A 23594-nucleotide genomic window follows, 5' to 3' on the forward strand; every position below is an offset into this window, starting at 1 on the left:
CGACCCGCCTCGTGGCGACGTGGGCCCGTGGCGACGTGGGCCCGTGGCGATGTGGGCCCGCGGCGACCTAGGTCCTCTTGATCGAGGGCACGCAGTCGTCGACGACGGCCTCGACGTCGGCCTGGGTCATCGCCGGGCCGAGGTCGCCGTTGTCCGGCCGGGCGCGGAGGCCGTCGATGATCAGCTCCAGGAAGCGGCGGTAGACGGCTGGTCGGCCGGCGCTGCTGTGCTGGGCCAATTCGGTCACCGTGGCCATGATCACCGGCAGGTCGTGCAGTCCCACGTCGGGCCGCAGTGAGCCCTCCGCGTGCGCCCGGTCGATCAGCTCCTGGACCAGCGGCACCAGGTGGTCGGCGACCTCGGCGAAGTGCTGCTTGCCGACGCCCACGCAGAGCGCCGCGTCGCGCAGCCCGCGGTCGACCGCGTGCATCTCGATCGAGCGGCGCAGCATCATGGTCAGCCCGTCCCAGCCCGCGGGCAGCGCCAGCGCGTCCTCGGCGAGCGAGACCAGATCCTCCAGCCGCTCCGCGAAGATCGCCTCGATCAGCGCCTCCTTGGTCGGGAAGCGTCGGTAGACCGTGCCCACCCCGACGCCCGCGTGATGCGCGACGTCGTCCAGGGTCGCGGCGAAACCGCGGGCCGCGAACACGTCGTGCGCGGCGTGCAGGATGCGCTCCCGGTTGCGCTGGGCGTCGCGGCGCAGCGGGCGGGTGGTCTCGGTCATCCGCGGTCCGCGTCCGTCTCGGTCATCCGCGTGCCACGTCCGTCTCGGTCATGTGGTGAAGGGTACAACTATCCGGAGGCGACTCCTCAACTTCCGGTGCTAGCCTGCCGAAGTGGAGGATGTACCTCAACTTTTTGAAAGGCCGTGATGAGCACCCTTCTTGATCGACCCCGGAAAGCCGGACGTGAGGCGTCGGCCGACACCGGCCGCTGGTGGGCGCTGGTGGTGCTCTCCCTGGCGCAGCTGATGGTGGTGCTCGACGCCACGATCGTGAACATCGCGCTGCCCACCGCGCAGGCCTCGCTGCACTTCTCGAACGCCGACCGCCAGTGGGTGGTCACCGGATACGCGCTCGCCTTCGGCAGCCTGCTGCTGCTCGGCGGCCGGCTCTCCGACTTCTTCGGCCGCAAGCGGATGTTCCTCATCGGCCTGATCGGCTTCGCCTCGGCGTCCGCTCTCGGCGGCGCCGCCAACGGCCTGGAGATGCTGATCGTGGCCCGCGCGCTGCAGGGCGCGTTCGGCGCGGCGCTGGCCCCGGCCGCGCTCTCGCTGCTGTCCACCACGTTCACCGAGCCGGCCGAGCGCGGCAAGGCGTTCGGCATCTTCGGCGCCATCTCCGGCGCCGGCGGCGGCATCGGCCTGCTGCTCGGCGGCGTGCTCACCGAGTACGTGTCCTGGCGCTGGTGCCTCTACGTCAACCTGGTGATCGCCGCCCTCGCGGTGGCCGGCGCGATGCTGAAGCTCAAGGACGAGCCGTCCGGCGCGCACGGCCGGATCGACGTGCCCGGCACCATCGCCGCCGTGGTCGGCCTGGTCGGCCTCGTCTACGGTCTGGGCAAGGCGGAGACCGACGGCTGGACGGCCCGCGGGACCCTCGGCCCGATCATCGTCGGCGTCGTCGCCCTGATCCTCTTCGTGCTGATCGAGCGCCGCGTCGAGCACCCGCTGCTGCCGCTGCGCGTCGTCCTGGACCGCAACCGCGGCGGCTCGTACGCCTCGATCGCGATCGCCGGCGCCGGCATGTTCGGCATCTTCCTGTTCCTCACCTATTACCTGGCCGTCGTGCTGCACTTCACCCCGGTGAAGACCGGCCTGGCGTTCCTGCCGATGCTCGGCTCGGTGATGCTGACCGCGACCACGGCCGGCTCCATCCTGGCCCCGAAGGTCGGCCCGCGCCCGCTGGTCCCGCTCGGCGCCCTGGTCGCGGCCGGCGGCCTGCTCCTGCTCACCCGACTGGACCTGGACTCCACGTACGCTTCCGGGGTCCTGCCCGGCCTGATCGTCATCGGTCTCGGCCTCGGCCTGGTCTTCGCACCCACGCAGAACGCCGCCACCTCCGGCGTCGAGCACCGCGACGCCGGCGTCGCCTCCGCGATGATCAACACGGTGCAGCAGATCGGCGGCTCGATCGGCACCGCGCTGCTCAGCTCGTTCGCGGCCACCGCCGCCACCGACTATGCGAAGGGCAAGCAGCCCAGCCAGCTGCTGCAACTGCAGGCCCAGATCGAGAGCTACCACACGGTGTTCTGGTGGTCGGCCGGCTTCTTCGTCCTGGCCGCGGTCGTCGCGCTGGTGCTGTTCCGGACCGGCCCGCTCGACGTCGACCCGGACGCCCCGCCCGCGATGGCGCACTGACGAACCCGGTGCGAGAAGAAGGCCCCCGGCTGTCCGCAGCCGGGGGCCTTCCGCATTTTCCGTGACCACCCACGGGTGGTAGGGCGATGCGTTCCGGCCGCGCCGGCGGCCGGTCATCGGCCGCAGCGCACGACATCCGTTCGCGGAACTTGATCCTTCCGGCCGGTAAACCCTGCTCGGCGAGCAGGCCGAGGCCCCGAGCAGGGTCGCGTCGTTGCTCTGATCGGGAAGGGGCGCGTTCAGCAGCCCGGCGGGCGGAGACTAGAGTTTGGTCGCGGCTCGCCCCGGGCCGGCAACGCTGCCGACGAAGACGCTCCCGGGGATTCTCACGGGCTATCTGCATCTCGCTACCCGCAAGGGGAAGGACGAGGAGAAACATGCGTATCGGCGTGCTCACCGGTGGCGGCGACTGCCCCGGTCTCAACGCGGTCATCCGTGCCGTGGTGCGCAAGGGCGTCACCGCTTACGGCCACGAGTTCGTCGGCTTCCGCGACGGCTGGAAGGGTCCGCTGGAGGGTCTGACGAAGCCGCTGGGCATCGCGGAGGTCCGGGGCATCCTGCCGCGCGGCGGCACCATCCTGGGCTCCTCGCGCACCAACCCCTTCAAGATCGAGGGTGGCGTCGAGCGGATCAAGGCCAACCTGGCTGAGCAGGGTGTCGACGCGCTGGTCGCGATCGGCGGCGAGGACACCCTCGGCGTCGCGACCAAGCTGCACGACCTGGGCGTCAACGTGGTCGGCGTGCCGAAGACGATCGACAACGACCTGAACGCCACCGACTTCACCTTCGGCTTCGACACCGCGGTCAACATCGCGATGGAGGCCATCGACCGGCTGCACACCACCGCCGAGTCGCACCACCGCACCCTGGTCGTCGAGGTCATGGGCCGGCACGCCGGCTGGATCGCGCTGCACGCCGGTCTCGCCGGTGGCGCCAACGTCATCCTGCTGCCGGAGCGCAAGTTCGACGTCGAGCAGGTCGCGACGTACGTGACCAAGCGCTTCCAGGTGGAGTACGCGCCGATCGTGGTCGTCGCCGAGGGCGCCCAGCCGCTCGACGGCCAGATGGTGCTGCACAACCAGGAGCTGGACAGCTTCGGCCACGTCCGCCTCGGCGGCATCGGCCAGTGGCTGGCCGAGCAGCTGGAGGAGAAGACCGGCAAGGAGGCCCGCACGGTCGTCCTCGGTCACATCCAGCGCGGCGGCACCCCGACCGCGTTCGACCGGGTGCTCTCCACCCGCTTCGGCCTGCAGGCGATCGACGCCGTGCACGAGGGCGACTTCGGCAAGATGATGGCGCTGCGCGGCACCGACATCGTCCGGGTCCCGCTGATCGAGGGCACCGGCGAGCTGAAGACCGTCCCGCTGTCGCGGTACGAAGAGGCCGAGGTCTTCTTCGGCAACTGATCCATCATCGATGCCGGGGGCGGTCACCGTCCCCGGCATCGTGCCACCTCTGGGGAGATCGTTGTGGCTCAGCAGACCGTCGCGTTGCTCGGCACCGGCAAGATGGGCGAGGCCGTGCTGGCCGGCCTGCTCCGGTCCGGATGGCCGGCCGACCGGATCGTGGTCACCGCCCGGCGCCCGGCCCGCGGCGCGGAGCTGACCGGCAAGTACGGCGTGACGCTGGCCGGCAACACCGCGGCCGCCGGGCGCGCCGGCATCGTGGTGGTCGGCGTGAAACCGCAGGACGCCGGCCCGCTGCTCGACGAGATCGCGCCGGAACTGTCCCCCGGCACGCTCGTGGTCTCCCTGTGCGCCGGCCTGACCACCGGCTTCTTCGCCGGCCGGCTGCCCGCCGACACCCCGGTGATCCGGGTGATGACCAACACCCCGGCCCTGGTCGGCGAGGCGATGACGGCTCTCTCCGCGGGCGCGCATGCGACCGGCGAGCACCTGGACGCCGCCGAGGAGCTGTTCCGGCCGCTCGGCGCGACCGTCCGGGTCCCGGAGTACCAGCAGGACGCGGTCACCGCGCTGTCCGGCTCCGGCCCGGCGTACTTCTACCTGATCGCCGAGGCGATGATCGACGCCGGCGTGCTGCTCGGGCTGCCCCGGGCGGTCGCGCATCGGCTGATCGTGCAGACCGCGGCCGGTTCCGCGGCGATGCTGCGCGACTCGGGGGAGCATCCGGTGCTGCTGCGCGAGGCGGTCACCTCGCCGGCCGGGACGACCGCCGCGGCGCTGCGCGAGCTGGAGCGGCACGGGGTGCGCGCGGCACTGCTCGCGGCGCTGGAGGCGGCCCGGGACCGGGCGGCCGAGCTCGCTGGGTGAATTGTCCGGTCCGCGGCTTTCGTAACCTCTATTTCCCCTGGTGAGTTACGTTGGGGAGATGGGTTCGTACGCAGCGTGAACTGGGCACATAGCCAGCAGTTACGTTCGTGTGAACAGCTCTCGCCGCGCGCTCCGGCTGCCATTAGGCTGGCGCGGTTCCACTGTGTTGTCGTCCGAGTGACTGTGGTGATTCGTCATGGCTGCCAGCCCGCGTCCGGAGATCCGCGAACTCGACCAGATGGACGAATTCGAGGCTGCGGTCGGCGTGCTGTGCCGGGCCTGGGGCGCGGAGAACGCGCTCGACCTGATCAACGCGTCCACCCTGTGTGCCATGGCGATGGCCCGCAACTACGTGGCCGGGATCTTCGTGCAGGGCGAGATGGTCGGCGCGGCGGTCGCCTTCCGCGGCCCGGACCATCTGCATCTGCACATCGCCGGGGTGCTCCCCGGCCAGCAGAACCTCGGGCTGGGCTACCGCCTGATGGAGCATGAGCGGGACTGGGCGGTCGCCGAGGGTCTGTCCAGCATCCAGTGGACCTTCGATCCGCTGGTCCGGCGCAACGCGTACTTCTACCTCACCAAGTTCCCGGTCACCGTGCAGTCGTACCGGCGGAACCTGTACGGCAGCCTGACCGACGGGGTGAACGACGGGGACGACACCGACCGCCTGGTGGTGGCCTGGGAGTTCGGCGCCGGCCGCCCGGCGCCGGGGCTGGCGCCCGTCGACGCGCCGTTCGACCCCGGATTCTGGGACTTCGGCCGGTCGTCGGTGGCCCTGCTCCCGGTCGAGGACGGCGCGGTGCTGCTGGTGCCCACCCCGGCCGACATCGACGCGCTGCGCACCAAGGACCCGGACCTGGCCCGCACCTGGCGGATCGGCGTGCGCGCCGGCTTCCAGAAGGCGCTCGGCTCCGGTTACCGGGTGACCGGTTTCAGCGCGGACGGATGGTACGTGCTGCGGCCGCAGTGACCGCGACGACCTCCTGAGCACAGCCCCAGGAGAGGGTGACCCCGCCGCCGCCGTGCCCGTAGTTGTGGATCACGTGCGGGTGGGTCTCGTCCGGCCCGATCCGGACCCGGTCGCGCACCGGGCGCAGCCCCACGTGATGACGCAGGACTTGGACGCCGGCCAGGCGCGGCTCGGCCGCCGTGCAGCGGTCCAGGATCGCCCGGGCCGCCGCCGGCTCCGGCAGGGTCGAGTAATCCCCGGTGCGCCGACTGCCGCCCAGCATCACCCGGTCGCCCTGCGGCAGCACGTAGGTGGTCAGGCCGTCCGCGTCGTCGTCGTGCTCGACGAAGAACTCGGTGATGCCGGGATTCCCGGTGACCAGCAGGTCGCCGCGGACCGGGGCGACCGGGTCGCCGGGGATGAGGTCGCGAGCGCCCAGACCGGTGCAGTTCACCACCACCGGCCCGAAGCCCGGCAGGGCGGCCGCGGTGACCGGCTCGCCGATCGTCATCTCGACGCCGAACCCGGCCAGCCGGGCGCACAGGTGGTCGAGGTAGCGGCTCATGTCGATCAGCGGCACCCGGTAGCGCCAGCCGTTGGTGAAACCGGGCGGCAGCGTCGCCGGGTCACAGCGGCGCACGTCGTCCGGGCCGGCCCCGGGGCGCGGCGTCACCAGGTCGCCCCGGCTGGCCTCGACGCCGTCGACCAGCCGCACCCCGGTCCGCGGGTCGGCGGCCAGGTCGCGGAACACGGCCAGGGAGCGCAGCGCCCAGCCGAGCGCCCGCTCGTGAGCCACCAGGTGTGGACCCCAGATCGCGCCGGCCGCGCAGGACGTGGTGCGCCCCGGCGGATCGGCGCTGTGCACGCGCACCCCGAACCCCGCCTCGGCGAGGCACAGAGCGCTGGTCAGACCGGAGACCCCGGCGCCGATGACGACCACGTCCGCGCGCTGGCTCATCGGTCCAGCGTAGACGAACCGGGCGAAAGGATCGACGATCGACAGTGGATCCGGATGCGTAAGGTGACAATACGGGGACATTGCGCGATCGATGGTCGTGCGGTCCAATCGACTCCTGGAGGAGTCTCCGATCGACGGCGGCGGGGGACATGCTGGTTCTGGGTGAGGTGCTCACTTCCTTGTTACCGACGTCCGCGGCCCTCCCGGCCGACGTCGGGGTGCGACTGCTCGCCCTGACCACCGGGGCGCAGGTGCTGCGGACCGACCGCCCGATGCCGTACGTGGTCTCACCGGACCGGCTGACCGGCGTGGATTGCCAGGTCCCGATCGGCGCCCGGCGCACGGCCCGGGCGATCGGGACGGTCACCACCCGGGCGTTGCTGGTCGGCGGTCACGTGTTGCAGTCCTCGGCCCGCACCACGGCGGTGCGCAGCGAGCAGAACAGGCGGCTCCCCTGGTCGCACTATCTGGCCCGACCCCACACCGTCGAGATCGTCGGGAAACACCGGGAGCGGGACACCGCCGAGGCGTACCTCGCCACCACGCCCGTCTCGCCGCTGCTCAACCTCGGGGCGATCGCCGGGCACACCGCGGAACGGGTCCGGGGCAGCTCGATGATCGACTCCCGGGTGCCGTTCCGCAGCGGGCGGATCACGCTGCGCTGGACGGCGATGCTCGGCGACACCCAGCCGGACAGCGTCCGGTTCACCGTGGAGGGCGAGGGCCGCCGCACCGTCCGGGTGCACACCCGGGACGAGGACGCGCTGCCCGGCGTGGTGGCCCTCTGCGAGGACCTGGCGTTGCACGACTGGCTGCTGACCACGCTGACCGGCATGGTGGCCCGGGCGCCGCTGAGCGGCCCGCGCGCGCCGGCCGCGCTGGACCGGATCCGGCCGGCCCTCGACCACCTGCTGCACCTCTGGATGCCGGGCGCCCGGCTGGAGGTCACCACCCGCCGGTTCTGGGACGAGCTGGAGCGGCATGCGGGCTTCGGCCGGCAGTGGACCGCCACCGTGCAGCGCATCCGCGACCACCTCGCGCTGAGCACCCTGCGGGAGCTGGGCCGGCTGACCGGATCGGCGGCGTCGTGAACCGGCTGTCCGCCACCAACGGCGACCCCGGCGAGCGAGGCGTGTCCGAGGTGGTGCGCAAGGTCGGCGTCGCGCTGATCACCGGTGGCGTCGCCTTCGCCCTGACCAACCTGGCCCACCAGGACCCGATACTGTCGGTCACCCTGTCCGTGCTGATCGGCGGCTCCGCACTGGTCGTGCAATTCCTCGTCGACTTCGAGAGCCGGCTGCGCGAGGTCCAGATCGGTCAGCGGGACCAGGCTCGGCAGATCCGCGAGTGCGTCGACGAGCGGTTCCGGGCGATCAGCGAGGCCACCGAGCTGTACGGGCTGATGGAGGACTCGATGGTGCAGACCGAGGTGCTCAGCCAGCTGATCCGCCACTCCACCCGGATCGGACCGAACTCCTCCGCGCTGGCCCACCGGCTGGCCCAGCGGGAACTGCACCGGATGGCCGAGTTCCTCAAGGAGCTCGGCGACGGCGGCGAGGCCATCTACGACGGGGAGGACCGGGACTGGCTGCTCGGCCTGACCTGCTCGGCCGAGAAGTGCATCGACGCCACCAGCCTGACCACCGTCGACGGCGGCGGGATGTGGTCCACCGACCTCGGGCAGCGCTATCTGGACGCGCAGCGGGAGGCGGTGCAGCGCGGCGTCCGGGTCCGCCGGATCTTCATCCTGGACCGGCCCGACCCGCAGGGCGCCGACCGGCTCGACGAGGTGTACCGGCAGCACGCGGACATCGGCGTGGAGGTGCGGGTGCTCGACTCCGCCGCGGCCGGCCAGCTGCGCCGGACGTCGCTGTTCGACTTCATCCTGTTCGACGGGGTGATCGGCTACGAGGTGACCACCGGCTCGTGGATCGACGAGAGCGCCCCGCCGATCGTGGTGAACACCCGGCTGGTGCTGCGGCCGAGCCGGGTCGAGGAGCGGCGCGACCGGTTCAGTCAGCTGTGGGAGGCGGCCCGGCCGCGCTGACCGGGCGCGGCGCTCAGACCAGGCGGGCCGTCTCGCCGTCGAAGACGTACGCGATCCGCTCGAGAAGGTTGTCGGACAGGGCGAAGCCCTCACCCGCCGCCCGGCGGGCGACCTGCAGCCGCACCTCCTCGTCGACCGCGACCTGGCTGAGCACGATGCCCACCGCGGTCTCGATGTTGAGGAACCGGCGGGCCAGGACCGAGTGCGTCCGGTACGCGTGGAACGGCGCGGCGGCCGCGTTGAGCTGCAGCACCGCCGGCATCTCGGCCCAGGTGGCCGGGATCTCCCCGGCGGGCCGGGCCGGGGCCACCGGGCGCCCGTGGTGGCGCAACAGGCCCAGACGCATCAGCTGCCACACCGCGGCCAGGTGGGGGCAGGCCCAGAGCCGCGAGCCGGACACCGTCGAGAAGATCTCCACGGCGAAGAAGACGGAATGCCGGTTGCGCGCGTTCTCGGTCGGCCGGGCCGGGCCGGTGCGCGCGCTCATCGCGGGCGGCGCCGCGGCGCCCGGCGGCCAGTCGCCGTTGGTCAGCCAGCCACTCTCCTGCGGCGGCTGCCACACCCCGTCGGTGCCGGGCGGCGGGTCGGCGACCAGGCGGTCCAGGACCAGCTCGGCCGGGCTGACCTCGCCGGCCCGGGCGCAGCCCGCCTCCCGGGCCAGGTAGTCGATCGTGAGATCGTTCTCCGCGGCGGCCTTGACCAGCTCGTCGACGACCGCGGCCGGTGGATCCTCGAACCGGTCGAAGTAGTCGTCGATCATGAAGCAGGTGCTGACCCGGGGCGTGCGCCCGGGCTCGAGCATGCCGGCCAGGCGGTCCCGCGCGGCGGCCACGTACGGCCGGATCTGCCGGAAGTGCCGGCGGAACTGCTCGATGCCGCCGGCGAAATCCTCCTTGTACAGGTGGCCCAGCTCGATCGAGAGGTGCGCCAGCGGCAACTGCTCGACGCGCGGCTGCGCCGACCGCTCCTCGTAGTGTGCCTGCGGGCCGGTCACCGGTCGTCCCACACGTCGTCGTCGACGATCAGCTGGGCCAGCTCGGCGAAGGCGTCGGCGGTGGCCCGGTTGGCGATCCGGCTGACCGTCAGGTCGTGGTTGGTGATCAGCTGCTCGCGCCACTGCAGCACCGGGTCCAGCGGCACCGAGCCGAGCAGGTAGAGCGCGCCGGCGCCGCGCTCCCGGGCGAGGTTCTGCAGGTCACCGTTCCAGTCCTTGACCCAGGCGGCCTGCTCCGCGGTGAGGCCCTGCGCGGCTGGGCTGACCATCGCCGTCCGGACGAACCGCAGCTGGCCGAGCAGTCGCTCCCGGTCGTGGCCCAGGGTCAGTCCGGTGGCCAGGATGCCGTGCTCGCCGTAGACCAGGCTGGCCGCCGCCTGGATGTGCTGCTGGGTCCAGCGGTGGTAGACCAACCAGCGGGTGGTCGGCGCGGGCTGCACGCCGGCCATCGCGGCGAGCGCCATCTGCAACGCGTACGACCGGCCGGCGCTCAGATCCACGAACACCACGTCGAACTCCTGATCCAGCCGGACCAGCAGTTCCTTGCAGCGACGGATCATCTCCGGGGTGCTGGGGAACTCGCCGCCGCCGCTGTCGCCGGGCAGCAGGGTCAGCCGGCCCGCGCCCAGCGGCCGCTCCCGCATGCTCAGCCGCTCCGAATCGGCGAACACGTCGCAGCGGTGCGGGTCGGCCACCGTGCCCAGCAGGTAGGAGTGCAGGCCGCCGCCGTCCACCACGAGCTTGCCGGTGTCCACGTCGAAAACCGCGCCGGCGGTCGGCGACCCGAAGTCGAAATCCAGGTAGCAGACGTCGTGGCCGCCCAGCGCGCACTGGTAGGCCACGTTGCTGGTGGTGACCGAACGCCCGGTGCCCCCCTTGTCGGAGGTCGCGAAGACCAGCATCACGACTCGCCGTCGAGGTCGCTGCGGGCCGCGGCGAACCGGTCCAGGCGCAGCAGCACGTCACTGGCGAGCGCGGCCGCGGTGCCCGGCTTCTCGTCCAGGACGGACCGGGCGCGCTGGAGCCGGGACTGCAGCTCCTGCAACTCGGTGCGCATCGCCTGACCCCCGTTCGGTGAGCCCTGCAGCAGCTCCTGGTCGTAGAGATGGTCGGCCTCGCTGAGCAGGTCACCGGCATGGTCGGTGAGCCGGGTGCTGCGCAGTGGCGGCGAGCTGAGCACCTCGGCCGCGGTCACCAGGCAGTCGACCACCCGCTTGGTGTGATACCAGGACGGCGCGTCGTACCGGACGTCGTAGTCCTCGAAGACCAGGCTGGGCTGGTCCCAGAGCCCGCGCCGGCGCTCACCGGGCAGCCGCCGGCTGTCCAGCTGTCCCCAGATCTCGTCGGCCAGCTCCAGCATCCGGCCGCGCAGATCCGGGTCGCCGAGCAGGCCGGCCAGGCTGATCGTCCGCTTGAGCAGCAGCGGTGCGAAATCCGACAGATACCACGTGAGGGCCGGGCCGATGTCGGCGTCGCTGCCCCCCAGCTCGATCGGGAAGCCCGGCGCGTGCACCTGATAGGACTTGTCCCCGGCGTAGACCCGGCGGGTGATCCGCGACCGGTTCGCCAGCTCCTCCAGGACCAGGCCGACCCGGTCCAGATCGACGTCCCGGGCCCGCTTGCGGACCAGGTCCTGCACCACGATCGAGGAGACGTGCAGGCTGTAGTACTCCGACTCGTTCTCGGTGATGCGCTGCCAGGGGATGTCCTCCAGGGGCCAGCGGGCACCGCCGATGTTCGCGGTGGCGATCGTCGACCAGTACGACTGGGTGAGGTCCCAGCGCAGCTGCAGCCCCTGGGACAGGCGCAGCTGCTCCTCGTTGAGCAGGCCGAGCTGCCGGGTCCGCGGGGAGAGCAGCGTCTCGATGGCGTCCAGGGCGAGCGCGGTGAAGTAGATGTACGGTGCCGGCTCGGCGAAACCGGCGGGCTGATCGCCGACCTTCTCGCTGGTCACGATCGCCGGCGCGTCGCGGACCACGCCCCAGCTCCAGCCGCACTCGAACAGTCGGTCCGGGTGGTCCAGGTCGTCGGCCAGGCCGGCGCCGGAACCCATCGTGACGTCCCGCAGGCTGGCCCGGATCTCCTGCAGCGACTCCTGGATCAGCGGCACGATCCGGCGGGTGGCCAGCCCGCGCTGGTTCACCGTGCGGACCAGGGCGCGGCCCTCGCGGGAGTCCACCTCGAAGATGTCCACCGTGAAGCTGCGCAGCAGGCCGATCATCGCGGCGGTCAGCCGCTTGCTGGCCATCGCCTCGAGCTTGTCGATGTCGGCGCGGGCGCTGCGGCGTTTCAGATTGCTCCGGAACTGGCGGGCGAAACCGATGATGGCCAGCGACAGCGAGAGCGAGATGGCGAACGAGTCGACCACCGGCTGGGCCAGCTGCTCGGGACTGGGCTTCTCCTCCTGCGTCTCGGCGACCCGGAAGTAGCCCTCGGCCGCGAAGGTCGGGGTGCCGGTCGCGTCGGTGTACGTCGTCAGATACTCCTCGACGACCCGGAGCAGGGTGATCGGGATGTCCAGCCGGCCGCCGAGCGCGCGCATCGCGTCCAGCACGTCGTCCTCCACCCGATCCGGCTGGTCCAGGGTGAACGCCCGGATCGTGGTGGCCGGGCCGAGAATGCAGAGCAGCTGCTCGGCGTCGCTGATCGAATTGCGCCCGTCGCGGCCGCCCCAGTGCCATCGGCCGTCCCGGAACGAGTAGTCGAGCACCGCCTGCCAGATCTCCAGCAGCTGCTGCCGTGGCTGGACCCTCATCGGCGACCACCTATTCACTAGCTCCCGGAGCCAGTTTATAAACCCGACGCCAGGTACGGGAATGGCCGAAAAGCACCATCCCGTACGGCAGGGCGTCTAGTAGTAGATAGCGATCTTGGAGCCGTTGTCCTCCTCGGGCGGGCTGGGGAAGGACAGTGCGGTGCCGGTGGCGACGCGGTGGGCGGTCCAGGCGACCGCGGCCGCGTCCAGGATGTCGTCGGGGGGCGCCTGCCCGGCCGGGCCGAGCCGGTCCGGCAGGGTGATGCCGTGCCGGGCCAGCAGTTCCCGGCGACGCGACTGGCCGCTCCAGGTCTTCTTGGCGTACGGCAGCGGCTCGCCGGCCATGGTGCGGAAGGAGACCTCCGGGTGGGCCTCGAAGAGCAGGCCCGGGTGGCGTTCCCAGATCGCGTTCGCCTCCAGCAGCTTGGGCCGCAGCGCCCAGGACTGACGGCTGAGCCCGGCGCCGGTCAGCTCGCGGCAGAGCCGGTTGGCGGCCGCGAAGTCCGGCTCCGCCCAGACCGCGCGCGGCGGCACCCGGAAGACGCTGCCGCGCCGGGGGCCGAGCTGGTCGGCGGCCAGCGTGTCGGCGGCCCGCCAGCGGTCGGGCAGCATGCCGAGGGGGATGTCGACGCCGATCACCGCGGCGCCCGAGCTGCCCGCGACGATCTCGTAGAGCGTCGAGGCGAGCACCGCGCGCCCGAAGGCGCCGTCGCGGAGCTCGACCCCGACCCAGCCGAGCGCGTACGCGTCGACCCCGATCACATGGATGCTCATCGCGCTGCACTCAGTGGGGCAGCAGCTTCTCGATGGTCGCGACGAGCTCCGGGTCGTCGGGTTCGACCCCGGGCGCGAAGCGGGCGGCGACCGTGCCGTCCGGGGCGACCACGAACTTCTCGAAGTTCCACTGGATGTCCGGGCCGTCGCCGACGAGTCCCTGATAGAGCGGGTGCCGGCCGGCGCCGTTCACCTCGATCTTCGCGGTCATCGGGAACGTGACGCCGTAGGTGGCCCGGCAGAATTCGTCGATCTCGGTGGCGGTGCCGGGCTCCTGGTGGCCGAACTGGTCACAGGGGGCGCCGAGCACGACCAGGCCGCGGTCGCGGTAGGTGTCGTAGAGGGGCTGCAACTTGTCGTACTGCGGGGTCAGTCCGCAGCGCGAGGCCACATTGACCACCAGGAGCACCGATCCGCGGTAGCGGTCCAAATCGGTCGTGCCGCCGGTGAGTGCGTCAATGTCGACGTCGAAGATGGTCATGACGAGAGCCTACGCGGTGTAGCCGTGCGAATGCACGCCGTGTTCATCCCCTGGGCTCTGTTAAAGGGAGCTTAAAGGTCTTCATCACTCTTGACTGGTGTTAATCGATGTGACTACGGTCTCTCTAACTTTTCCTTTGGAAAGTTTCCTAAGAATTAGAGGAGACCCACGTGGGCAAAACCCTCCGCCGGGCGCTGCTCGCCGGTGCGGTGGTGATCGGCGCCTCGGCCTCGATCCCGCTCGTGTCGGCGAACGCGGCCACCGCGTGTGCCACCGCCTGGTCTGCCAGCACCGCGTACGTGAAGGACAACGTCGCTTCACAGAACGGTCATAACTACACCGCCAAGTGGTGGACCCAGAACGAGTCCCCGGCCACGCACAGCGGCCAGTGGGACGTCTGGGCCGACGGCGGCGCGTGTGGTGGCACGACCACTCCCACCACCTCCCCGACCGCATCCCCGACCGTGTCCCCGACGGTGTCGCCGACCAGCTCCCCGACGAGCAGCCCGTCGACCACCACGTCGAGCCCGTCGAACCCGGGCACCGGTGGCAAGAACGTCGTCGGCTACTTCGCCGAGTGGGGCGTGTACGGCCGCAACTACCACGTCAAGAATTTGGTGACCTCCGGCTCCGCCGCGAAGCTCACGCACATCCTGTACGCGTTCGGCAACACCACCGGCGGCCAGTGCTCGATCGGTGACTCGTACGCCGACTACGACCGCGCCTACTCGGCGGCCGAGAGTGTCGACGGCGTCGCCGACACCTGGGACGCGGGCGCCCTGCGCGGCTCGTTCAACCAGCTGCGCAAGCTCAAGAAGCAGTACCCGAACCTCAAGGTGATCTGGTCGTTCGGCGGCTGGACCTGGTCCGGCGGCTTCACCCAGGCCGCCGCGAACCCGGCCGCGTTCGCCGACTCCTGCTACAACCTGGTCAAGGACTCCCGCTGGGCCGATGTCTTCGACGGCATGGACATCGACTGGGAGTACCCGAACGCCTGCGGTCTGCAGTGCGACACCAGCGGCCCGGACGCCTACAACAAGGTGATCACCGCGCTGCGCACCAGGTTCGGCACGAACTTCCTGATCACCTCCGCCATCTCGGCGGACGGCTCCAACGGCGGCAAGCTCGACGTGGCCGACTACGCGTCCGGCATCGCGAAGCTGAACCTGGTCTTCCCGATGACCTACGACTACTTCGGCGCGTGGGACGCCAAGGGCCCGACCGCCCCGCACTCGCCGCTGACCTCGTACACCGGCATCCCGAAGGACGGCTTCTACTCGGACGCGGCGATCCAGAAGCTGAAGAGCAAGGGTGTTCCGGCCAACAAGATCCTGCTGGGCGTGGGCTTCTACGGCCGCGGCTGGACCGGCGTCACCCAGGCGGCGCCGGGCGGCACCGCCACCGGGGCGGCCACCGGCACCTACGAGGCCGGCATCGAGGACTACAAGGTGCTCAAGGGCAGCTGCCCGGCGACCGGCACGGTGGCCGGCACCGCGTACGCCTTCTGCGGCGGCAACTGGTGGAGCTACGACACCCCGGCGACGATCGCGGGCAAGATGGCCTACGTGAAGAACCAGGGTCTCGGCGGCGCCTTCTTCTGGGAGTTCTCCGGTGACACCAGCAACGGTGAGCTGATCACCGCGATCAAGGGCAACCTCTGATCATCCAGTGGTAAACAGGGGCACCGGGCGTCAGCCCGGTGCCCCTCTTTCGTAGGCTTTTCCCATGCGCCGTGAGTGGCACCAGCTCAGTCACCCGGGAGTCGCGACCTCCCGCCCCTCCACCGACTCCGCCGAGGACGAGGCCCTGGGCCTCGACCGGTGGCGCGAGCTGCCCCGGGTGCAGATGCCGCCCTGGCCGGACATGGCCGAGGTGGCCTCGGTCTGCGAGGTGCTGTCCAACGTCCCGTCGATCGTCGCGCCGTACGAGGTCGACCAGCTGCGCGCCAAGCTCGCCGAGGTCTGCGAGGGCCGGGCGTTCCTGCTGCAGGGCGGCGACTGCGCGGAGACCTTCGCCGACAACACCGAGAGCCACCTGCTGGCCAACGCGCGCACGCTGCTGCAGATGGCCGTGGTGCTGACGTACGGCGCCTCGATGCCGGTGGTCAAGGTGGCCCGGGTGGCCGGGCAGTACACCAAGCCCCGCTCCTCGCTGACCGACTCGCTGGGCCTGCCGGCCTACCGCGGCGACATGATCAACTCGCTGGACAAGGACGAGACGGCGCGGATCGCCGACCCGCAGCGGATGATCCGGGCGTACGCGAACTCGGCCGCCGCGATGAACATGCTCCGTGCCTACCTGGCCGGTGGCCTGGCCGACCTGCACGGGCTGCACGACTGGAACAAGGACTTCGTCCGCGCCTCGCCGGCCGGCGAGCGGTACGAGGCGATCGCCCGGGAGATCGACCGCGCGCTGGACTTCATCCGCGCCTGCGGGATGACCGACAACGAGGCGCTGCGTACGGTGAGCCTGTACTGCTCGCACGAGGCCCTCGCGCTGGAGTACGACCGGGCGCTCACCCGGGTCTCCGGCGACAAGGCGTACGGGCTCTCCGGCCACTTCCTCTGGGTCGGCGAGCGCACCCGCCAGCTCGACCACGCGCACATCGACTTCATCTCCCGGCTGGCCAACCCGATCGGCGTCAAGATCGGCCCTGGCACCAGCCCGGAGACCGCGATCGAGCTGTGCGAGAAGCTCAACCCGGAGAACATCCCGGGCCGGCTCACCCTGATCAGCCGGATGGGCAACGGCAAGGTGCGCGACGCGCTCCCGCCGATCGTGGAGAAGGTGCACGCCACCGGCGCCAAGGTGGTCTGGCAGTGTGACCCGATGCACGGCAACACCCACGAGTCGTCCAACGGCTACAAGACCCGGCACTTCGACCGGATCGTCGACGAGGTGCTCGGCTACTTCGAGGTGCACCGCGGCCTGGGCACCCACCCCGGCGGCATCCACATCGAGCTGACCGGTGAGGACGTCACCGAGTGCCTGGGCGGCGCGCAGGGCATCGAGGACCTCGACCTGCCGGACCGGTACGAGACCGCCTGCGACCCCCGCCTGAACACTCAGCAGTCGCTGGAGCTGGCCTTCCTGGTCGCGGAGATGCTCCGTGGTTGATCTGCGTTCCGACACCGTCACCCGTCCGACGGACGGGATGCGGGAGGCGATGGCCACCGCCGTGGTGGGTGACGACGTGTTCGGCGACGACCCCACGGTCAACGCCCTCGAGGAGCACGTCGCCACCCTGTTCGGGCACGAGGCGGCGCTGTTCGCCCCGTCCGGCACGATGGCCAACCAGATCGCCCTGCAACTGGTCACCCCGCCCGGCGGCGAGCTGCTGGCCGGCGCCGACGCCCACGTGGTCACCTACGAGCTGGGCGCGGCCGCGCTGCTCGGCGGCATCTCCACCCGCACCTGGGCGGCCACCGGCGCGGCGCTCAACGTCGACCGGATCGCCGCGATGATCCGCCCGCCCGGTTTCCCCTCCGTGCCGACCGCGGCGATCGCCGTCGAGCAGACCCACAATCTGGGCGGCGGCGGGGTGATCCCGCTCGGCACACTGCGCGACCTGCGCGCGGTGGCCGACGCGCACGGGGTCGCCCTGCACTGCGACGGCGCCCGGATCTGGCACGCGCACGTGGCCGACGGGGTGCCGCTGGCCAGTTACGGCGCGCTCTTCGACACCCTGTCGGTCTGCCTGTCCAAGGGGCTGGGCGCCCCGGTCGGCTCGCTGGTGATCGGCAGCCGGGACCGGATCGCCCGGGCCCGGGTGATCCGCAAACGGATGGGCGGCGGCATGCGCCAGGTCGGCATCCTGGCCGCCGCCGGCCGGTACGCGCTCGACCACCACGTCGAGCGCCTCGCCGAGGACCATGCCCGGGCCCGCCGGCTCGCCGAGGGCCTCGCGCCGCTCGGCGTGGTGGACCCGGCCCTAGTGCGCACCAACCTGGTCCCGCTGGACCTGACCAAGGCCCCGCTGGACGCTCCGGAACTGGCCGCCGCGGCCGCCCGCCGGGGCGTGCTGATCGCCGCCATGCTGCCGAAACTGGCCCGCCTGGTGGTCCACCTGGACGTCACCGACGACGACGTCGACGAGGCGATCTCGGTGCTCACCGTGTTGCTCGCCTGACTTTCCGCAACTTCGGCCCGGCGGGCCCGATACATGGCTTCGCTATGACGAAGACAACTCGGGCCCGCCGGGCCACCGCACTCACCGCCGCCGTGGTCGCTGTCGCGGGCACCGTGGCCGTCGCCATCGCCGAACCGTCCGCCGCCTACTCCGCGACGGGCACGATCCGGGTCGCCTCCGACGTGTTCCCGGTCGTCACCAGCATCTCGCCGCTCATGGGCGCCCCCGACGGGGGAACGCCGGTCACCATCGTGGGCTCCGGGTTCCAGGACATCGACACCGACAACCTCAGCACCGTGCTGTTCGGCGACGTGCCGGCCACCGGGATCTGGGTCGTCTCCGACACCAAGCTCGTCGCCACCGCCCCGCCGGGCACCGGCAACGTGCTGGTCAAGGTCGTCACCGATGCCGGCACCAGCAAGAACGTCACCTCGATGTTCGGCTACCGGCTCAAGCTCAGCGCCGACTTCGACAGCGTGACGGCCAAGGCCACCGGCGGCGCCGAGATCCCGGTCACGGTCTCCGGCGCCACCGTGGGCTCCACCGCGTCACAGTTCGCCGCCCTCAAGGTGACCGCCAAGGTGGGCGGCATCCCCACCACCAAGGTCACCTGGGTGGACGACACCCACGTCAAGGTCGTGGTGCCGGCCACCACCAGGGCGGTGCCCAGCAAGCTGCAACTGGTCCAGGACGGCTTCACCGGGCCCGAGTCGACCGCGACGGTCAACTACGCGCCGGTGATCACCTCGGTGACGCCGGGCGCGGTCGCGGTGGCCGGCGGCGACACGATCCGGATCGTCGGCAGCGGATTCGGCGGGGTGGACCCGAAGGACCCGGACGCGGTCACCGTCGGCGGCGTCGACGCGAGCTACTTCCAGGTGGTGTCCGCCGGTCAGATCGACGCCGTGGTGCCGGCCGGAGCCGCCGCCGGATACGCCGCCGTCAAGGTCACCGCGCCCGGTGGGGCCAGCGCCGAGGCGGCGCGGATCGCCTACCGCAGCGCCCTCACCTTCGCCGGCGACCAGTATCTGCGCGCCAACGGCGGAGTGCACCTGCTCACCGTCACCGGCGGCACGCTCGGGGCGAACCTCGCCGACTACGCCGCGGCCGGGATCAGCGTGCGGATGGGTGCCAGCAAGCTGACCGCCACCTACGTCGACGCCACCCACCTGCGGGTCACCCTGCCGGTGCTGACCACCGACAGCCTGGCCCTCACCATCTACCAGGAGACGGTCGCCGGTCCGGTCGCCACCATCCCGGTCGCCCCGGTGGTGACCAGCCTCTCCGCGGTCAGCGACACGGTCGGCGGTGGCTCCACGGTCAAGGTGAAGGTGGCCGGGCCGGGCGTGACGACCGCGTCGAACTTCCTGTTCGGCACGTACGCGGCGGTCTGCCCGGGCAGCGGCTCCGGCTCCGGCCTGGTGTTCACCTGCGTCGTCCCGGCGGCGGCCGCGGCCGGGCCGGTGTGGGTCAGGTTCACCTCCGGATCCGGCACCGCGAGCCGGTTCACCCCGGCGGCCTCGTTCAGCTACACCGACATCGACTGACCCGCCCGGCCGTCCACCGTCCGACCCACCTCCGACCCATCGACTGACCTATCGACTGACCAGGAGCAGCAGCATGGCGTACTCGAAGAAGTCCCGTGCCGTGGCCGGCGCCGCCGTCGCGGCCGCCGTCCTGGCCACCGGCGTGGCCAGCCAGTCCGGCGCGTTCGCCGCCGGCTCGACCGACCCGGTCCTGCTCGGCGCGGAATTCACCGACAGGTTCCCGGCCAAGGCCACCGGGGGAGCGGTCATCCCGGTGACGGTCACCGGCGGCACCGTGGGCGCCACCCCGGCGGCGTTCGGCGCGCTGCACATCGCCGCCCGGATCGGCGGCATCTCGGCCGGGGTGGCCTGGGTGGACGAGACCCACCTCAAGATCACCGCACCGGCCACCGGCAAGGCGACCAACGCCACCATGCAGCTGTTCCGCAAGGGGGCGGCCGGGCCGATGTCCGGCGCGGTGGTCGCCTACTACCCGGGCGTCGTCTCGGTCTCCCCGTCGAAGATCAGCTCCGAGGGCGGTGCGCTGGTCACCATCAACGGCAACGGCTTTCTCGGCATCGACCCGGACACCCCGGGCGCGGTCACCTTCGGCGACGTCCCGGCCACCGCGATCACCGTGGTCTCGGCCACCCGGATCACCGCGGTCGCCCCGGAGGGGGCCAACGGCCCGGCGACCGTGCGGGTCAAGAGTGACGGTGGTACCAGCGAGGTGAGCGGCGGCGGCAAGGTCAACTACCGGGGCGCGCTGAGCGTCGACACCACCGACGACCCGACCGCCAAGGCCAGCGGCGGTCCGCTGCTGCTGAAGATCAAGGGCGGCACGGTCGGCGCCAGCGCCAAGGAGTTCACCGCCGAGCGGATCGTGGTGCGCCTCGACCGCAAGGCGCTCACCGCCACCTGGGTCGACGAGAGCCACGTCAAGGTCGTGATGCCGCCCCGGCTCACCGATACCGCAACGCTCACCGTCACCCATGACGACATCCCGGGCGACGAGGCCACGGTGAGCATCGCCCCGGTGGTGACCAACCTGTCGGCGAAGACCGACACGCTGGCCGGCGGCACCAAGGTCCTGGTCCGGGTGGCCGGCGCCGACGCGGGCAACGCCACCTCGTTCAGCTTCGGCGACCACCCGGCCGACTGCGCCAAGCAGGGCTCCGGTTCCAGCCTCTCCTTCCAGTGCACGGTGCCGGCGGCCACCGATCCCGGCCCGGTCCCGATCACCTTCACCTCCGGCACCGGCAAGCAGAGCCACTTCACCGCAGCCTCGGTCTTCAACTACACGGACAACTGAGCAACGGGACGAGGTCGGCGCGGCCGGCCTCGTCCCGACCGTTCAGCGGTGGTCGTGGCGCGGCGGCGGCTCCCCGCACGTACCGCGCAAGGGTGCGGAAGGCGCCACGAGCCGCGGCGCCGCGCGGACCGGGAGGCGAGCGGACCTCGCGGCGTCTCAGGTGTCGCGCAGGTTCTTGAGCAGGGCGATGTCGGCGGCGTGGCCCTCGTGGTCGACGGTCGGCGTCTCCACGATGATCGGGACACCGGCCGTGGCCGGGTGGCGGAACAGCTCGGCGAACGGGGCGGCACCGATCGTGCCCTTGCCGATCGTCTCGTGGCGGTCCCGCGTGGAGCCGCAGGCGTCCTTGGAATCGTTCGCGTGGATGAGCTGCAGGCGGCCCGGGCCGGCCGCGGTGACCAGGGCGTCCAGCGTCTCGGTCATGCCGCCCGGGGTGGCCAGGTCGTGGCCGGCCGCCCAGGCGTGACAGGTGTCGAAGCAGACGCCGAGCCACGGATGGCCCTCGACGGCGGCCAGGTACGCCTCCAGGTCCTGCACCTTGGAGGCCAGGCTGCGGCCGCCGCCGGCGCTCGGCTCGACCAGCAGGCGCGGCAGGCCTTCGGCGGCGGCCGTCTCCAGCAGCGGCAGCAGCTGCTCGTGCAGCTGGTGCATGGCCTTCTCGGCGTGCGCCTCGTCGACCGAGCTGCCGGCGTGGTAGACGACCGCGGTGGCGCCGATCGCCCTGCCCCGGCGCAGCGCGTGCTCCAGCGCGGCGAGCGAGCGCTCCACCGTCAGAACGGTCGGCGAGCCCAGGTTGACCAGCAGCGACGCGTGGATGTAGGCGGGCAGCCCGCGCTCGCCGATCCCGTCGCGGAACAGCACGTCCTGCTTCGGGTCGCCGGGCGGCAGCGCCCAGCCACGGGAGTTGGCGACGTACACCTGCAGGGTTTCCGAGCCGGCCGCGTCGGCGTAGGGCAGGGCGGCCTTGGCCAGCCCGCCCGACGTCCTGGTGTGCGACCCGATCCGCCGGTCTAGTAGCACGTGATCTGCACCGTGCTTCCCGGGGCGACCGGCGTGTTCGGGCCTGGGTTCTGCCCGTGCACGGCCGCGTTCGGGTTCAGCGGGTTCAGGTTGTTGACCTGGACCTGCAGCCCCTGGCCCTCCAGCGTGCCCTTGGCCTGGTTGCAGTTCTGGTTGTTCAGGTCGGGCAGGGTGACCTGCGGCGGGCCGGCGCTGACGTCCAGGGTGATCTCCGCGTTCTTCTCCACGCCGGCGCCCGCCTTCGGGGTCTGCGCGAGAACCTGGTCGGCCGGCTCGTTGCTCTGCCTGGTGCGCTCCAGCGCGGACAGGCCCAGCTCCTGCAGCTTGCTGCGGGCGTCGTTGATGTTCATCCCGACCAGGTTGGGCACGGTGACCGGGGCGCGGCCCCGGCTGAGCACCACGGTGACCGTGTCGCCCGGCTTCAGCTCCGTCCCGGTTTTCGGGTCGGTGGAGATCACCACGCCCTCCGGGACGGTGTCGCTGTACGCCCCCTTGCCCTCCTTGTATTTCAGGCCGAGCTCCTCGATCGAGCCCTTGGCGGCGGCCGCCTCCTGACCGGTGAGGTCGGGCACCGCGTGCACCTCGGGGCCGAGCGAGAGGATCAGGGTGAGCGTCTCACCGCGGACGGTGCGCTCGCCGGGCGCGGGATTCTGGCTGACCACCGAGTCCTTGGCGACCTTGTCGTCATACTGCGGCTGGCCGTAGAAGACGCCGAAGTGGGCGTGGGACGCGGCGTTCTCGGCCGCCGCCTTGGGCAGATTCACCAGGTTCGGGGCATCGCTGTACCGACCGAGGGCGAGCCACCAGGTGCTGCCGAGCACGACCACGGCGATCACCGCGATCAGCGAGAACAGCCGGACCCGGCGCTTGTCGGCGAAGAAGCCCTCGCCGGGCGGCTCCTCGGCGGCCCGGCCGTGCGGAGCCGACCGGTTGCCGGTCTGCTCGGGCAACCGGGCCCAGGACGGGCGCTGCCGGCCGGCCGGCGGATGGCCGCCCGGCACCGGCGGCACCACGGCGGTCGCGTCGGCGGCCGGCACGGCCGGGACGATCGTGGTGGCGTCGCCGCCCAGCGGGCGGGCCGGCACCTGGCTCATCAGGGCGGTCTGCAGGTTGATCGCGCCCAGGTTGTCGCGGACCGCCTGGACCTCGGTCAGCAGCCGGCCGGCGTCGGTCGGCCGCTCCGCCGGATGGCGCCGGGTGGCCCGGGCGACCAGTTCGTCGAGCGCCCGCGGCAGGCCGGGGACGAGCAGCGACGGGGCCGGCACGTCGTTGTCGACGTGCTGCCAGGCGACCTCGACCGGGTCGGCGCCGTCGTAGGGCACGATGCCGGTCAGCATCTCGTAGAGCACGATGCCGGCCGAGTAGACGTCGGTGCGCGCGTCGGCCTGACCGGCCTGGACCAGCTCCGGCGCGACGTAGGCGACGGTGGCCATCAGCTGGCCGGACTCGTCGACCGTGCTGGCCTCGATGGCCCGCGCCAGACCGAAGTCGGCGACCTTGACCACCGCGTCCACCAGGTCGCTGATGCCACCGCTGGGCGCCTCGGCGACCAGCACGTTCTCCGGTTTCACGTCGCGGTGCACCAGGCCGGCGCGGTGCGCGGCGGCGATCGCGGCGAGCATCTGCTCCAGGATCGCCAGCGCCTCGACCGCGGTCAGCTTGCGCCGCTGGGCGAGCAGGTCACGCAGCGTGCGGCCCTGCACGAACTCCATCACCAGATAGGGCAGGCCCTGATGGCGACCCTGGTCGTAGACGGCCACCACGTTCGGGTGGGTGAGCCGGGCGATCGTCTTGGCCTCGTCGGTGAACCGGTCGACGAATTGCACGTTCGTGGCCTGGGACGGATGAATGATCTTCAGCGCGACGGGGCGCCCGAGCCGCTCGTCGGTGGCCCGGTACACGGTCGCCATGCCACCACGGGCGACGCGACCGGTGATCCGGTAGCGCCCGTCAATCGTTGTGCCGATCAACGTATCGGCGACTGTGGTGTCCATCGGCGTGAAGTGTATGTGTCTTT

General features: G+C 71.6%; 20 protein-coding genes. 11 read left to right on the top strand and 9 right to left on the bottom strand.

The annotated features are described in order from the left end of the window. Nucleotides 1–67: 67 nt before the first annotated feature. A complete protein-coding gene (locus ACSP50_RS08005) occupies nt 68–724 on the bottom strand; it encodes a TetR/AcrR family transcriptional regulator (RefSeq protein ID WP_014688654.1) in 657 nt (218 codons plus the stop codon). Between the two features lie 147 nt (nt 725–871). On the opposite strand from ACSP50_RS08005, the gene ACSP50_RS08010 reads away from it, so the two are divergent. The 4 genes from ACSP50_RS08010 to ACSP50_RS08025 all read left to right on the top strand — a co-directional run bounded on the left by ACSP50_RS08010 (nt 872) and on the right by ACSP50_RS08025 (nt 5602). Then, complete coding sequence (locus ACSP50_RS08010) at nt 872–2359, top strand: DHA2 family efflux MFS transporter permease subunit (RefSeq protein ID WP_014688655.1); 1488 nt, start codon at nt 872–874, stop codon at nt 2357–2359. A 377-nt stretch (nt 2360–2736) separates the two neighbouring features. Continuing rightward, nucleotides 2737–3765, top strand: a complete 1029-nt coding sequence (locus tag ACSP50_RS08015) for a 6-phosphofructokinase (protein WP_014688656.1) — start codon at nt 2737–2739, stop codon at nt 3763–3765. 102 nt (nt 3766–3867) lie between these two features. Further along, entirely contained in the window at nt 3868–4632 is a 765-nt protein-coding gene (gene proC, locus ACSP50_RS08020; RefSeq protein WP_052311882.1) for a pyrroline-5-carboxylate reductase, read from the top strand. A 196-nt stretch (nt 4633–4828) separates the two neighbouring features. Continuing rightward, a complete protein-coding gene (locus tag ACSP50_RS08025; RefSeq protein WP_014688658.1) occupies nt 4829–5602 on the top strand; it encodes a GNAT family N-acetyltransferase in 774 nt (257 codons plus the stop codon). Here ACSP50_RS08025 and ACSP50_RS08030 read toward each other — a convergent pair. Continuing rightward, complete coding sequence (locus tag ACSP50_RS08030) at nt 5565–6539, bottom strand: FAD-dependent oxidoreductase (protein ID WP_014688659.1); 975 nt, start codon at nt 6537–6539, stop codon at nt 5565–5567. The genes ACSP50_RS08025 and ACSP50_RS08030 overlap by 38 nt on opposite strands. A gap of 179 nt (nt 6540–6718) precedes the next feature. On the opposite strand from ACSP50_RS08030, the gene ACSP50_RS08035 reads away from it, so the two are divergent. Beyond that, nucleotides 6719–7630 (top strand): SCO2521 family protein, encoded by a 912-nt coding sequence (locus ACSP50_RS08035; RefSeq protein ID WP_231956886.1) that lies wholly within the window; start codon nt 6719–6721, stop codon nt 7628–7630. Continuing rightward, nucleotides 7627–8586, top strand: coding sequence for a DUF6879 family protein (locus ACSP50_RS08040; protein ID WP_014688661.1), 960 nt, complete (start codon nt 7627–7629; stop codon nt 8584–8586). The genes ACSP50_RS08035 and ACSP50_RS08040 overlap by 4 nt, the downstream gene beginning before the upstream one ends. A gap of 13 nt (nt 8587–8599) precedes the next feature. On the opposite strand, the gene ACSP50_RS08045 is transcribed toward ACSP50_RS08040, so the two are convergent. From ACSP50_RS08045 to ACSP50_RS08065, 5 genes are all read right to left on the bottom strand, one after another. After that, nucleotides 8600–9580, bottom strand: a complete 981-nt coding sequence (locus tag ACSP50_RS08045) for an SCO2522 family protein (protein WP_014688662.1) — start codon at nt 9578–9580, stop codon at nt 8600–8602. After that, entirely contained in the window at nt 9577–10482 is a 906-nt protein-coding gene (locus ACSP50_RS08050) for an SCO2523 family variant P-loop protein (RefSeq protein WP_014688663.1), read from the bottom strand. The genes ACSP50_RS08045 and ACSP50_RS08050 overlap by 4 nt, the downstream gene beginning before the upstream one ends. Then, nucleotides 10482–12335 carry an SCO2524 family protein gene (locus tag ACSP50_RS08055; protein WP_014688664.1) on the bottom strand — a complete coding sequence of 618 codons (1854 nt, stop codon included), beginning with the start codon at nt 12333–12335 and terminating at the stop codon, nt 10482–10484. Before ACSP50_RS08055 ends, ACSP50_RS08050 begins: the two co-directional genes overlap by 1 nt. Nucleotides 12336–12431: 96 nt before the next feature. Next, nucleotides 12432–13109, bottom strand: coding sequence for a DUF429 domain-containing protein (locus ACSP50_RS08060; protein ID WP_014688665.1), 678 nt, complete (start codon nt 13107–13109; stop codon nt 12432–12434). Nucleotides 13110–13119: 10 nt separating this feature from the next. Next, nucleotides 13120–13590 carry a glutathione peroxidase gene (locus ACSP50_RS08065; protein ID WP_014688666.1) on the bottom strand — a complete coding sequence of 157 codons (471 nt, stop codon included), beginning with the start codon at nt 13588–13590 and terminating at the stop codon, nt 13120–13122. 170 nt (nt 13591–13760) lie between these two features. Here ACSP50_RS08065 and ACSP50_RS08070 point away from each other — a divergent pair, with 170 nt between their 5' ends. The 5 genes from ACSP50_RS08070 to ACSP50_RS08090 all read left to right on the top strand — a co-directional run bounded on the left by ACSP50_RS08070 (nt 13761) and on the right by ACSP50_RS08090 (nt 20557). Further along, nucleotides 13761–15251, top strand: coding sequence for a glycosyl hydrolase family 18 protein (locus ACSP50_RS08070; protein ID WP_014688667.1), 1491 nt, complete (start codon nt 13761–13763; stop codon nt 15249–15251). Between the two features lie 64 nt (nt 15252–15315). Further along, nucleotides 15316–16707 (top strand): class II 3-deoxy-7-phosphoheptulonate synthase, encoded by a 1392-nt coding sequence (locus ACSP50_RS08075; protein WP_014688668.1) that lies wholly within the window; start codon nt 15316–15318, stop codon nt 16705–16707. Then, a complete protein-coding gene (locus ACSP50_RS08080) occupies nt 16700–17719 on the top strand; it encodes a low specificity L-threonine aldolase (protein ID WP_014688669.1) in 1020 nt (339 codons plus the stop codon). Before ACSP50_RS08075 ends, ACSP50_RS08080 begins: the two co-directional genes overlap by 8 nt. Before the next feature lie 44 nt (nt 17720–17763). Then, a complete protein-coding gene (locus ACSP50_RS08085) occupies nt 17764–19266 on the top strand; it encodes an IPT/TIG domain-containing protein (protein ID WP_014688670.1) in 1503 nt (500 codons plus the stop codon). Nucleotides 19267–19339: 73 nt separating this feature from the next. Beyond that, nucleotides 19340–20557, top strand: a complete 1218-nt coding sequence (locus ACSP50_RS08090; protein WP_014688671.1) for an IPT/TIG domain-containing protein — start codon at nt 19340–19342, stop codon at nt 20555–20557. Between the two features lie 156 nt (nt 20558–20713). Here ACSP50_RS08090 and ACSP50_RS08095 read toward each other — a convergent pair whose 3' ends face one another. Continuing rightward, nucleotides 20714–21577 carry a deoxyribonuclease IV gene (locus tag ACSP50_RS08095; protein ID WP_014688672.1) on the bottom strand — a complete coding sequence of 288 codons (864 nt, stop codon included), beginning with the start codon at nt 21575–21577 and terminating at the stop codon, nt 20714–20716. Then, complete coding sequence (gene pknB / locus ACSP50_RS08100; RefSeq protein ID WP_014688673.1) at nt 21568–23571, bottom strand: Stk1 family PASTA domain-containing Ser/Thr kinase; 2004 nt, start codon at nt 23569–23571, stop codon at nt 21568–21570. Before pknB ends, ACSP50_RS08095 begins: the two co-directional genes overlap by 10 nt. Nucleotides 23572–23594 lie beyond the last annotated feature (23 nt).

The organism is Actinoplanes sp. SE50/110 (assembly GCF_900119315.1).
Classification (GTDB): domain Bacteria; phylum Actinomycetota; class Actinomycetes; order Mycobacteriales; family Micromonosporaceae; genus Actinoplanes.

What these genes read in the sequence shown, in the direction of transcription:
- pknB (WP_014688673.1), bottom strand. Translation starts at nt 23,571, where the DNA reads ATGGACACCACAGTCGCCGATACGTTGATCGGCACAACGATTGACGGG.
- ACSP50_RS08050 (WP_014688663.1), bottom strand. Translation starts at nt 10,482, where the DNA reads ATGCTGGTCTTCGCGACCTCCGACAAGGGGGGCACCGGGCGTTCGGTC.
- ACSP50_RS08075 (WP_014688668.1), top strand. Translation starts at nt 15,316, where the DNA reads ATGCGCCGTGAGTGGCACCAGCTCAGTCACCCGGGAGTCGCGACCTCC.
- ACSP50_RS08065 (WP_014688666.1), bottom strand. Translation starts at nt 13,590, where the DNA reads ATGACCATCTTCGACGTCGACATTGACGCACTCACCGGCGGCACGACC.
- ACSP50_RS08010 (WP_014688655.1), top strand. Translation starts at nt 872, where the DNA reads ATGAGCACCCTTCTTGATCGACCCCGGAAAGCCGGACGTGAGGCGTCG.
- proC (WP_052311882.1), top strand. Translation starts at nt 3,868, where the DNA reads ATGGGCGAGGCCGTGCTGGCCGGCCTGCTCCGGTCCGGATGGCCGGCC.
- ACSP50_RS08085 (WP_014688670.1), top strand. Translation starts at nt 17,764, where the DNA reads ATGACGAAGACAACTCGGGCCCGCCGGGCCACCGCACTCACCGCCGCC.
- ACSP50_RS08090 (WP_014688671.1), top strand. Translation starts at nt 19,340, where the DNA reads ATGGCGTACTCGAAGAAGTCCCGTGCCGTGGCCGGCGCCGCCGTCGCG.
- ACSP50_RS08060 (WP_014688665.1), bottom strand. Translation starts at nt 13,109, where the DNA reads ATGAGCATCCATGTGATCGGGGTCGACGCGTACGCGCTCGGCTGGGTC.
- ACSP50_RS08025 (WP_014688658.1), top strand. Translation starts at nt 4,829, where the DNA reads ATGGCTGCCAGCCCGCGTCCGGAGATCCGCGAACTCGACCAGATGGAC.
- ACSP50_RS08055 (WP_014688664.1), bottom strand. Translation starts at nt 12,335, where the DNA reads ATGAGGGTCCAGCCACGGCAGCAGCTGCTGGAGATCTGGCAGGCGGTG.
- ACSP50_RS08005 (WP_014688654.1), bottom strand. Translation starts at nt 724, where the DNA reads ATGACCGAGACCACCCGCCCGCTGCGCCGCGACGCCCAGCGCAACCGG.
- ACSP50_RS08030 (WP_014688659.1), bottom strand. Translation starts at nt 6,539, where the DNA reads ATGAGCCAGCGCGCGGACGTGGTCGTCATCGGCGCCGGGGTCTCCGGT.
- ACSP50_RS08015 (WP_014688656.1), top strand. Translation starts at nt 2,737, where the DNA reads ATGCGTATCGGCGTGCTCACCGGTGGCGGCGACTGCCCCGGTCTCAAC.